The 11,686-nt window shown below is 52.0% G+C and carries 10 protein-coding genes; 7 read left to right on the forward strand and 3 right to left on the reverse strand.

All coding sequences use genetic code 11. The features are described from left to right. Nucleotides 1–439 precede the first annotated feature (439 nt). Nucleotides 440–799: a hypothetical protein gene (locus tag VFG09_15590; GenBank protein ID HET6516576.1), complete on the forward strand. Its 360-nt coding sequence runs from the start codon at nt 440–442 to the stop codon at nt 797–799. A gap of 105 nt (nt 800–904) precedes the next feature. Here VFG09_15590 and VFG09_15595 read toward each other — a convergent pair whose 3' ends face one another. Both VFG09_15595 and VFG09_15600 read right to left on the reverse strand, forming a co-directional pair. Continuing rightward, nucleotides 905–1,435 carry a hypothetical protein gene (locus VFG09_15595; GenBank protein HET6516577.1) on the reverse strand — a complete coding sequence of 177 codons (531 nt, stop codon included), beginning with the start codon at nt 1,433–1,435 and terminating at the stop codon, nt 905–907. A gap of 241 nt (nt 1,436–1,676) precedes the next feature. Further along, nucleotides 1,677–2,345, reverse strand: a complete 669-nt coding sequence (locus VFG09_15600; protein ID HET6516578.1) for a glycerophosphodiester phosphodiesterase — start codon at nt 2,343–2,345, stop codon at nt 1,677–1,679. Nucleotides 2,346–2,574: 229 nt separating this feature from the next. Between VFG09_15600 and VFG09_15605 the strand changes: the two genes are divergently transcribed. Beyond that, nucleotides 2,575–2,772, forward strand: coding sequence for a hypothetical protein (locus tag VFG09_15605; protein ID HET6516579.1), 198 nt, complete (start codon nt 2,575–2,577; stop codon nt 2,770–2,772). 127 nt (nt 2,773–2,899) lie between these two features. Here VFG09_15605 and VFG09_15610 read toward each other — a convergent pair whose 3' ends face one another. Next, nucleotides 2,900–4,663: a formate--tetrahydrofolate ligase gene (locus tag VFG09_15610; protein HET6516580.1), complete on the reverse strand. Its 1,764-nt coding sequence runs from the start codon at nt 4,661–4,663 to the stop codon at nt 2,900–2,902. Nucleotides 4,664–5,189: 526 nt separating this feature from the next. On the opposite strand from VFG09_15610, the gene VFG09_15615 reads away from it, so the two are divergent. The 5 genes from VFG09_15615 to VFG09_15635 form a co-directional block, all read left to right on the forward strand. Next, on the forward strand, nt 5,190–6,782 hold the full coding sequence (locus tag VFG09_15615; protein ID HET6516581.1) for an ATP-binding protein: 1,593 nt from the start codon (nt 5,190–5,192) through the stop codon (nt 6,780–6,782). A 7-nt stretch (nt 6,783–6,789) separates the two neighbouring features. Continuing rightward, nucleotides 6,790–7,758 (forward strand): diguanylate cyclase, encoded by a 969-nt coding sequence (locus VFG09_15620; protein ID HET6516582.1) that lies wholly within the window; start codon nt 6,790–6,792, stop codon nt 7,756–7,758. Between the two features lie 19 nt (nt 7,759–7,777). Then, nucleotides 7,778–9,088, forward strand: coding sequence for a phosphoglycerate kinase (locus tag VFG09_15625; protein HET6516583.1), 1,311 nt, complete (start codon nt 7,778–7,780; stop codon nt 9,086–9,088). A gap of 9 nt (nt 9,089–9,097) precedes the next feature. Then, entirely contained in the window at nt 9,098–10,753 is a 1,656-nt protein-coding gene (locus VFG09_15630; protein HET6516584.1) for an AsmA family protein, read from the forward strand. Next, on the forward strand, nt 10,743–11,686 hold a 944-nt coding region (locus tag VFG09_15635), incomplete at its 3' end, for a M20/M25/M40 family metallo-hydrolase (protein ID HET6516585.1). The genes VFG09_15630 and VFG09_15635, both read left to right, overlap by 11 nt.

Below are 11,686 nucleotides of genomic sequence, written 5' to 3' on the forward strand. Positions count from 1 at the left end.
AACGCGTTACATCCTCTCCTATCTCATTGCCGACGAGACGAAACATCATAGCCTTATCGGCAAGCTGAATGAACTGAAGAGGGCAGCGGTCTTTGTGACATAGCAGAAGAAGGGGAGAGCAGGGAGTCATGCTGCCCTCCCCTGTCTTGCCTTGTCCTACCCAGGTATGTCCTGGAAATAGCTCCTGGCCGGGAAGTGAGGCGTCTCATGGAAAGATCAGCGAATACAATCAGATAAAAGATATGCAAGAGAGAAAGCGCTTATAAGAATTAACGTTTTTCTCAAAAAACGTGCTTTAGTCTGTCTCCTTTGCCTTTGCCAAACAGATTTCAGGCCCATTCCGGAGAAGTTTCATAGTTGCTAAATATGGCACCACCGTCTATTATGAATCAAGGAGGACAAGAAGAGTTTCTCTTCTCCTGGAAAGGAGTTAACGATAATGTTCAGAGAATTAAGCATAAATGACCGGAAGAATATGAGCATACTGACAAGCCTGTTTCTGGTGGCTGTTGCCGTGTTGGTTGTGGGGTCTTACGCAAAACCGGCATTGAGCGAGGAAATGGCCGGCGCTACAGTTTTGGCAGTCGATGCTCAGTCAGGCTTTCTGACAGTCCGTACCGCTGACAGGGGTGAATTCACTGTCGGTCTCGACAAAGACACGAGTTTCTGGGTATGTGATGGGTACAGGAGCCCCAGCGACATCAGGATCGGGGATAGGGTGGATATTTCCTATTACGATAATGGTACAAGGCTTGTAGCAGGTTCCATCACCGGTCACGATTCGATGCGTGCCTGTTAACTGTCAGTTACAGAGTTCATTAAGTGTAGAAAGCGCCCACTTTCGGGCGCTTTTTTTTGAGAAACATGTATTGTACCTGCTGCAACACTGAGGTCCACTCCCTATTCAACGACCTCCCCACACGTCTCCCGCACCGCCCCGATGTATCCTTTCGATTCTTTGAGTCTGCCTTATACTGATGAGCACCTTGTCACCTCTGATGAAATAGTTCGTTTCTAAAACATCGTCTATACCATAGGTGAGAGGAAAATACAGAGGCCTGACTTCGTACCCCAGAACGCTGCCGTCCGGAGCGATAATACTGCTGAGCTGTGACCGTCTAAATGAGGTGGTGCATTTCAGAAACTTCTCAGCGGATGCAAGGGCATCACTCGCCGGGACGCCTTTCTCGACTCTGTACTGAAAGTCCGGAAGATAGGGCTCGAAGGTGTATCGGGAGTCCTCCTTTTGGAGGAAAGCAATCGTCTCAAGGTCATCAGTGAAGTTGCACCCCACAAATATGACTCTGTAAGTTCCTTTTATTTCCGATTCCATTGCTCCCTGCGTATTCAAATGCATTTCAGGCGCGCAGGAGGCACACAACAGAGCCACCAGTGAAAAAAAGGTGAGCCAGGATATCTTCATGCTCTTCATCATCCACCTCTCCTTTCTTCAAGCTTGTCTCAGAATAACGGGGACCGGCAAAGGGTTCATGTTGCCTCTGTCTTTATTGTAGGCAATAACTCGGGGAAATGTAAGGAGGCACCCCAAAAGCAGCATCCTCATCTCTTGTCCCTTTTCTACGACAGACGATTCCGCAGAGCGGAAGGTTACAGATAAAGGCAGGAGAGTCAAAGAGTCCGGAGCATCACCGACGTCATTACTCCTCTCCCTGCCTTTAAGAAATGACGTCAAAGATATCAGGTCTATCGGTCGCAATGCCATCGACACCCTTGGCCCTGTAATTCTTCATCTCCTCCCTGGTGTTGATGGTCCAGACGATCACCTTGAGATCGTGCTTATGGGCATCCTCGATGTTTCTCGCGTGGGTGAATCGATACAAGGAAATGAGATACTGGGCCTTGAGCCTTCGTGCGGTGTCAATCGGTTTTTTGTGCCGCACATATATGAAGCCTGTTGGTATATTTCGATCGACTTTTCTCACATTCAGGAGTGCCTGTTCGTGAAAAGAGATGACAATCACCCTTTCATTCACGTGCTCCCTTTTTATTGCGGCTATAACCTCTTCTTCATAACCGACTTCCTTGAGTTCCACGAGAATCCTGTCAACCCTTCCGTCTATGAAGTGTAAGGCCTCCCCGAGAGTCGGAATGCTCTTCTCCGTTAATTCTTTTAATTCTTCTGCTGTAGCGTCGTTGACATGGCCATCACTTCCAAAGACCCTTTTCAAATTATCATCGTGAATGACCATTAACGCTCCGTCCTTTGCCTTTCGCACATCCAACTCAATGGCATTCGCACCCATTTCGATCGCCCTTTCATAACTTTCCAGGGTATTCTCAATTTCGTATGCCCTTGCCCCACGATGCCCTATTTTTAAGAACATTGTTATGCTCCTTTGCGGGACTTTCCTCTCGCAGATATCCGGATGAGCGAGGTGACAAGCTCTCTCGTACCACCTATCGAGTGGTGGTGACATGCACTCGTCACGATTATATCACATCGGGAACGCATGCAATTCTGAGCTCAAGGCGCCTTCCTTGACAAGAGGGCATAACCTGGTATCGTTAAGAGGGAGAGCACATATTGAAGAATGCTCAACGAGGAGGTGCTTTATGGTTAAGGTGAAGACGTTCGGAATCGACTTAAGACCCCTCAAGACGATGATGGAGCTGTCCCAGCTCGACAGCGTGGTCAATACGTTTATCGCAGAAAATAATGTCAAGAGGGTAATAACAGTCTCCGACACGGCAACGACTGATGATACGGGCGAGACAATCGGCCTTATCAGAGTACTCTGCTACGAGGTGTGACTCAGAATCAAAGCTGCTGCTTCCATGAACCTTTTGCCTGGGAGGGATCATCAAGAGTAGTCATGGGGAAGGGAACAGGGGACCGACATGATCGATCCCCTGTTAACAGACAGAAGGAATGTCGGATTTAAAACAATCCGCTCACCTTACCAGTGTGGACGTCGACGTCAATTCTTCTGAAAGCAGGGTTGGAACTCGTTCCCGGCATGAGGCTAATCGTCCCTGCACAGGGACAGAGGAACTTGGCGCCAGAGTAAATCAGGACGTCCCTAATCGGCAAGGTCCAGCCCTTGGGCACTCCTTTCATGACCGGGTCGTGAGACAGGCTCAGATGGGTCTTGACCATCATCGTGGCGTAGTCGGCATACCTAGGGTCGTCCTCCAGCATCTTGGCCTTCGCCTCTGCTTCCGGCAGCCAGGATACGCCGTCAGCGCCGTATACTTCCCTGGCAATGATCGCGACGCGGTCACGGAGCTTCATCTCGAGAGGATAGAGGAACTTGAAGTCGTTCTTGTCCTTGCAGGCGTCGATGACTGCATCCGCCAGTTCAAGGGCTCCATCACCGCCTTTAAGCCAGTGCTGCGACTCTGCGCAGCGTGCGCCGGCCGCTTCTGCCGCCTTCTTGACGACGGCCACTTCAGCGTCTGTATCAGTGTAGAAACGGTTGATGCAGACCACCGGATTTATGCCGGACTTCCGGATAACGTTGATCATGTGCACCATGTTTGCGCAGCCCTTTTCAACTAAGGCGATATTCTCCTTCGTGTATTCATCGGGCAGGGCCTTACCGGCAACCACCTTGGGACCGCCACCGTGCATCTTCAGCGCACGGACTGTAGTGGTGAGAACCGAGACATGAGGCTTCAGGCCGCTGAAACGGCATTTGACGTTCCAGAATTTCTCAAAACCGATATCAGCAGCAAAACCCGATTCGGTGACGTGGTAGTCGAACAATTTCAGGCCGACCCGGTCTGCGATGATGGAGGACTGGCCTACTGCAATGTTCGCAAAAGGCCCGGCATGGACAAAACAGGGGTTATATTCAGCGGTGCACATGAGCGTGGGGTTGATGGCATTCCGCATAAAGGCGGCCATCGCGTTACCGACCTCGAGATCACCCGTGGTGACGGGCCTGCCGTTCTTGTCAAAGGCAATGGTGATATGGTTGAGGCGCTGCTTCAGGTCGGCGAGGTCATTGGCCACGGACAGGATGGCCATACACTCAGAGCCCACGGCTATGCCAAACTTTGATTGCATCATAAAGCCGTCCTGCCTGCCTCCCATGCCGATGATAATATTGCGGAGACTCTGGGCGCAGAAGTCCATGACCCATCCCATCTCGACACGGGTGGGATCGATATCGAGGCGCCTCATCTTCGTAAGCCGCTCCAGCTGCTCATCGTTGTAGTTGCGTTCGTGCTGCATCCGTGCGGTGAGCGCGACCATCGCAAGGTTATGGGCGTTCATGATGTCGTTGATGTCGCCTGTCAGTCCCAGCGAAAACTCGGTCATGGGAATCAACAGTGAGTTGCCGCCACCTGCCGCGGTTCCCTTGACGTTCATCGTCGGCCCACCCGAAGGCTGGCGCAGGGCGCCTCCCACGTTCACGCCGCGCTTGCCGAGACCTTCCATGAGACCGCAGGAAGTGGTGCTTTTGCCCTCTCCCAAAGGAGTCGGGGTAATAGCCGTTACTTCAATGTATTTCCCGTCAGGCCTGTCCTTGAGACGGTCGATGACCTTCAGAAAATCGATCTTCGCCAGACGACCCATGGGCAGCATCTCGCCCTTTTTCAGACCCAGCTTCTCGCGCCACTCCTCGGGTGTGGGCATGTTCTTTTCTGCTTCTTCGGAAATCTGCCAGTCAGCCAACTTCGTTGCATTAAATGCCATGTTTGAGACCTCCTTTGATAGAAAGAATTTTGTGTATTGCGTAATCGATTCCTTCCGTAAAGAGCGGAATCACTCAATGACCGAACAGCCGCGTCCGACTTCAAATTAATAGGTCTATAATATATTTTAATAGCTCTCCTTTTTGCAAGACTTTTTCCCGACAAAGAAGATACCCGAATACCGTCCGGAAGTGACGGGTGAAGTCCTCTGAGGCGGTCGCGCCTGCCTGACCGGCAGATTAACGATACCACGGAAAGACTTCCCCGTCAATCTCCCTCCACTTGTCGAGAAAGACCATTCTTTCGCCTCTTTCGCCTGTCAGGAGGAGTAGTAAGGAGGTTTGATATAATAGATACAAGAGCGTTGCGCATGGTGCCGTATTTTGACATCCCGCGAAAAGGTGATAGAATAACATAACGAGTTCTTTCGGGCAGATTCACCAGTCAGAAGGAATCTTCCCTTGCTCTTCTGACGGCTTCTTGCCTGATTGGATGCGCAGACCGGGCCTGTGATGCATAACGAAGATATGAAGAGAGAAGAACTTGTTGATGAGACCATAGAGCTCCGCAACCGCATTGCTCAGCTCGAGCGCGTCATTGACGGCGCAAAGGACCTGATCATCGTTTTTGGCAGAGACTTCAGCGTGAAGCTTATGAACAGGGCTGCAAGAGAGTTTGCAGGCGGAGATCACCCTTTATCCGGCCCCCTCTTCTGCTACCAGGTCTTTTTCCAGGGCAGTGAATCGTGCAGCAGAATTGAAGAAGCCTGTCCCCTTGAGGAGGTCATACGAACAAAGAAGCCCGTGACCGTGACCCACGCATGTGTCAGTCAGGACGGATGCGAAAAGATCTTTGAGGTCCAGGCGTCACCCATCATGGATGAACGCGGCGAAGTGCTGCAGATCATTCAGGTCTGCAGGGACGTCACACAGAAGCTGATGATGGAGGAGACACGAAGAAAGCTCGAGGAGCAGCTCACGCAGGAGCAGAAGGAGCAATCGATTACCGCCTTGGCTGGAGGCATAGCGCATGATTTCAATAATATCCTCATGGGGGTTCTTGGAAATGCAGAGTTGCTCCAGATGAGGCTTGCCCCGTACGAGAGAGAACAGACCCTGATACAGAATATTATTAAGTCCGGTGAACGAATGGCCGACTTGACGAAACAGCTGCTGACCTATGCAAAGAACACATTGTCTCAGCCTGAGGCGGTGTTCCTTCACGACATCGTCGACGAGGCGCTGGCGCTTACTCACAAAGGGGCATCCCTCGAAATGAAGGTTATGGTGGATATGCCTGAAGATCTCTGGCCCGTCTTTGTTGACCCCGGGCAGATGAGTCAGGTCTTCGTCAACCTCTTTACGAATGCCTTTGAGGCGATGGGAATGAGCAGGGGGCTTCTCACCATTCGGGCAGAGAACGCGCCGAACAAGGAAAGGTGGGAATGTCCGACTCACAAGAAACAGTATCCCGGTGGGGATTATGTCTACGTCCGGGTGTCTGATACCGGGCCAGGGATACCGAAAGAGATGCTGAGACAGATCTTTGATCCCTTTGTGACAACAAAGTTTCTCGGAAGGGGGCTTGGACTTGCTGCCGTCTTCGGAATCATCCGGAGTCACGACGGTTGCATCTCTGTAGAGAGCGATCAGGGACAGGGGGCGACCTTCCATATCTATCTCCAGAGGGCCAAGACCGGGATGGCGGTCAGAAGGACGGAGGCAAAAAAGGCGGCGCCAGGCCGGATACTCATCGTTGATGATGAGCCGCAGGTCCTCAGTCTGCTCGAAACGGTATTGACCCATGCGGGGTACGGAGTGCTAGCCGCCACCAACGGTGAAGAGGCACTGAGACTCTTCGGGCAGAGGAAAGATGACATAGAGATGGCAATCCTCGACATCCAGATGCCGGGGATGGGTGGAAAGAGACTTTTCACGGAACTGAGGGCCCTGAAACCCTCTCTGAAAGTCCTTATATCGAGCGGCTATGACGAAAGAACAGCCCTCAATGGGATAGAGCATCACGCCCCTGAGGGATTCATTCAGAAGCCATACCTCAGTGGAGCCCTGGAAGGAAAGGTGCGCGAGATCCTGAGGGGACAGACAGCGTCAAGAGGGTAAAAGGCTCATGGGCCCTGCAGAGAAGATCCTCGTTGTTGAGGATGAACCTGAGATAAGGAACCTCCTTTCGATCTTCTGCTCTTCGAAGGGATACTCTTGTGAAACGGCATCAGACGGTAACGAGGCCCTCGAAAAGGCAGCGAAGACCGCCTTTGACGCAGTTATTACCGACATTTCCATGCCGAACATGGACGGGTTGATCCTCACAAGGGAACTGCTCAGACGCTATCCAGGTATTTCGGTCATGGTAATGACCGGGTTCGCGAGACAGTACACAGAGGAAGATGCCCTGCAGGCAGGCGCTGCGGATTTTATAGAGAAACCTTTCAGTCTCGATGAATTTTCAGCCCGCTTTCAGAGGATGATGCGCGACCGCAGACCCTTTTCTGAGAGCGAACAGATCGAGGTTCTCAGGAACGAGGTCAGCCATCTTAAGAACATGGCCTTTCATGACACCCTTACGGGCCTCCCGAACCGAACATTGTTTCTTGATCTCCTGGCACAGTTTCTTGAGACGGCGAAACGATACTGCCACATGCTCGGCCTCCTCTTTCTGGATCTTGATCGCTTTAAGGACGTGAATGACCTCCACGGCCATTCTGCTGGAGACATTCTCCTGACTGAGGTTTCACGAAGACTGAAGGCGTCTGTGCGCAGGTCCGACATCGTGGCGCGCTTCGGAGGCGACGAATTCACCGTTACTCTTGTTTATATTGATGAACCCCGTGAGGCAGCCTTCATCGCCCGGAGGATCATCGAGTCCCTTACGGCTCCCTTTGATCTTGCCGGCAGTCAATGCTCGATCGGCGTCAGTATCGGCATAAGCATCTATCCCTCTGACGGTGACGACGCAGATACGTTGATGAAGAAGGCCGACGCCGCAATGTACCGGGTCAAGAAGCAGGGCAGGAGCGATTATCAGTTTTATGGAAGTGGGGAGAATGATCTCCTCAAGGTGCCGAGAGAAACCTCATGATCGCCTGGAGGAATTCGGCATGAAAGACAACCTCCTCCATCCCGGACTGCCGCTCATTCAGGAAGCTGACCTGAACGGGAAGGTTGTCCTTGTACGCTTTGACCATAACGTGGTCAAGAACGGTGAGATACGGGACCCCTACCGGATCGACCGAACGATAGGGACGCTTTTTAATATCGTGGAGAGGGGTGCCAGGCCGATACTCATGACCCATATCGGAAGGCCGAGAGAGAAGAAGACAGGAAGGATCGTCTGCAGGAATGATGAATCCGTTCAGCCCATCATCGAATATCTCGAGCAGAAACTCCACGCGCGATTTCATATCCCCGCATTTCCGATAGATCCTGAACGAGGTATCACAGGGATTGATACCTCGATTAACCTTGCCATACGGGAATTGAAGGAGAGGAAATTCGGGGGCATTTACCTTCCGAACACGAGGTGGTTCTTCGGAGAGGAGAGCGGAGGGGACATGAGCAGGAGCCTTGCACTGCAACTCGCCGGACTTGCCGACATCTATATCAATGACGCCTTTGGTTCATGGCAGCCTCACGCATCCACCTTTGACATTACCGATTACCTCCCTTCCTATGCCGGATTTCTGATGCAGCAGGAGATCTTGAACCTGAGCAGGGTCCTTAACCCTGAGAGGCCTTTTGTGGCCGTCGTTGCCGGGTCGAAATACGATACCAAGATAAAACCCCTCTCGGCGATCTATGAAAAGGTTGATCGCCTTATCCTCGGCGGAGTTATTTACAATACCCTCCTCTGCGCAAAGTATGACGTCAGGATCAAAGGGGTTTCCGATGATGACATTTCGCTCGCACGAGATCTCGTCGAAAAAGACAAGATCCATAAGAAGATCGTGGAACTTCCTGTCATCGTCGAGTCTGATGTCATGGAGGGACGGATTGAGGGCAGGTACAGGACGATCTCGATAAAGGACTTCAGACCGGGCAATTCATACGGCTATGTTCTCGATATCGATCCCCGGTCCTTTGAAGATCATCTCGTTGCCGAGGCGATCGGGACTGCAAAGACCATATTCGTCAACGCAGTCATGGGCTATACTCCCCACTTCACTGCGGGCTCTCAGGCCCTTGACCAGACGATCGACCATAACAGGCATGCCATGAAGATGTACGGCGGGGGCGACACGCTCCAGGAATTCAAGGATCTCTGTCCCGGCCTCTATCTTTCGGTGATGGACAACGCAAAGTACTACTTCTTCACCGGCGGAGGTACGGTGCTGACGGCAATCGAGCAGGGAAGTCCCTACGGACTGAAACCTGTCCAGGCGCTTATCGAATCAAAGGGAAAGACTTCCTAGAACAACACCATGACAAAGAAACTCTTCTGGGGAGTGGGAATTTTTTTCTCCGTACTCCTCGTTATTGTCCTTGGTCTCAGTCTCTTTGTAAAGAGCTATCTCAAGAGTGAGAGACTCAAAGCGATAATTATCCCGAAGGCCGAAGCGTTGACCGGAAGAAAGGTGAGCATCGACCAGATTCATGTCTCCCTGTTGAAGGGGATAATCGTCAGGGGGATCAGTCTCAAGGAATCCGACGGAAAGAGTGATTTTATTACGACGAAGGAGTTCATCCTTGATTACAGCCTTGTGCCTCTGCTGAGAAGGGAGCTTATGATCAAGAAGATAGAGATCATCGCTCCCAGGATCAGCGTCAGGAGGGGAAGCAGCGGAGCCTATAACTTCAGCGATATGAACCGAAAGGACCGTGAGACGAAAAAGTCCGTCGGCCAGGAGGCGGAAAGGGAGAAGGGGTTTCCCCTCACAGTCGTAACAGACAGGATATCCATACGGGATGCAACAGTGGAGTTCAAGGACGACATGGAGCAACTCCCCGATATGAATGCAAGGGCAGATATGGAGATAATCCTCTCGATGGGGAGAGATTTCAAGGACCTGAAGGCATCAGGAACCCTTGACCTCAAGGAATTGAAGGCTCTCATCGGGGGTTTGCAGACGACCACATCGGGAAAGGTGGAGGTGAAGAGCGAATCGATCCACGTGAACCTGAGTACTGCCCTTGGCAAAGACACGGTCAAACTGACGGGCACGGTACAGGATTATCTGGAGTCTCCTGACATCACCATGAACATCTCGGCCAGTGAGCTTAATATCGAAAAGCTCATGGCCGCCTTCGGTGGAAAGAAGGGTTCTCAAGAGGGTCCGAAGGAACAAGGTCCTGCCTCGAAGAAAACGGAAGCGGGAGAAAAGGGAAAGGCCGCAAAACCGGCAACACTCAAGGCCTCAGGAGAGATCAAGGTCGGAGCAGCCAGGTACAAGGCTTACACCTTCAAAGACTTCGCGATGCATTACCGGTACGCGGAGGATCTCATGACCATAGAGCCGCTCTCTATGAACCTCTCCGGAGGAGACCAGGTCAAGACAGAAGGCACGCTGAAGGGCGCCATGCAATTCAACGCAGCGACGGATGTGAAGAGGACGTTGACAGGCAGGGGATCCCTTGATCTGAGGAGGTGCGAGATAAGGGAATCGAAAATAGCCGATGCAATGGCGCTCTTCACAGGCCTCGACGATCTCAGAAGACCGCGGTTCGACAGCGTCAGGATAGATTTTTCCATAAGAGACGAAAGAATCGTTTTCCATGGTGATATGACTTCAAATCTCGTCAGAATGAACCCAGCAGGCACGGTCTTGTTTGACGAACAACTTGATATGCTGACCGACGTGAAGATTTCCCCTGAACTTGCTTCAAAACTTCCGACGGCAAAGATAACGGGATATCTCAAGGACGAGAAGGGATGGGACGTCATACCCCTCAAGATAAAGGGGACCGTGGAGAAGCCATCGGTTTCTCTGAACCAGGCGGCCTTTGGTAAACAGATTGAACGGGGGATCCAAAAGGAGATCGAAAGGAGGCTCTTTCACGGCACACCCGGGAGCAAAGGGGAGCAGCCATCGAAGGATAAAGGCACACAGGATCTTCTGAAAGGCATTTTTGGAAGGTGACGTGCCCTGTCCTCCATATCAAATCAATGAAAAGCGGCTCGTAGACACCTTTGTCGAACTCATAACGATAAACTCTCCATCCTTTGAAGAAAGAGATATGGGCAGCGCCCTCACAAAGATGCTTGAGGCCGCAGGATGTACAGTCGAGTTTCAGGAATACGGCAGGTCTTTCAATCTTCTGGCCTCCAAGAAGGGGAGCCTCCCCCATCGTGCCCCTCTTCTCCTGAGCGCACATATGGACACGATCGAGCCCACGGAGGGAATCGTCTTCAGCATTGGAGGAGACCTCATCAGGACAACGGGCAATACGGTCCTGGGAGCAGATGACAAGAGCGCACTTGCACAGATCATAGAGGCCCTTACAGTCCTCCAGGAAAGGACAATCCCTCACGGCGATCTTGAGATCGTCTTCACCTCTGCCGAAGAAAAAGGACTCCGCGGTGCGAAGAATCTCGTCTTCAGGAACATCAGGAGCAGACATGCCCTCGTCCTCGATTCAGGCGGTGCTGTAGGGAGGATCGTCGTCGCCGCTCCGACCCATCTCACCTATGAAATGAAGATAACCGGCAAGTCCGCCCATGCAGGGATTGAGCCTGAGAAGGGGATCAGCGCCATCAAGGTGGCATCCAGGATTATTGCGGTAGTGCCTGACGGAAGGATCGACGATGAGACTACGGCCAACATCGGCATGATCAGGGGAGGAACTGCTACGAATGTTGTCCCACGGGAGACCGTCATTCAAGGAGAGATAAGGAGCCACAGGAGCGACGTCCTTGAAAAAACCAGGGACACCATCTTTCATACTGCCCGCCGGCTTGCCGATGAACATCACGCGGCCATCATCATCTCTGAAGAGGAGGAATATAAGGCCTTCAAGATCGATGCTGCCGAACCCTTCCTGCCGTTTCTTGAGGGCGTTTTTCGGAAATGCGG

The sequence above is a fragment of the Thermodesulfovibrionales bacterium genome (assembly GCA_035686305.1).
In the GTDB taxonomy this organism is placed as follows: Bacteria; Nitrospirota; Thermodesulfovibrionia; order Thermodesulfovibrionales; family UBA9159; genus DASRZP01.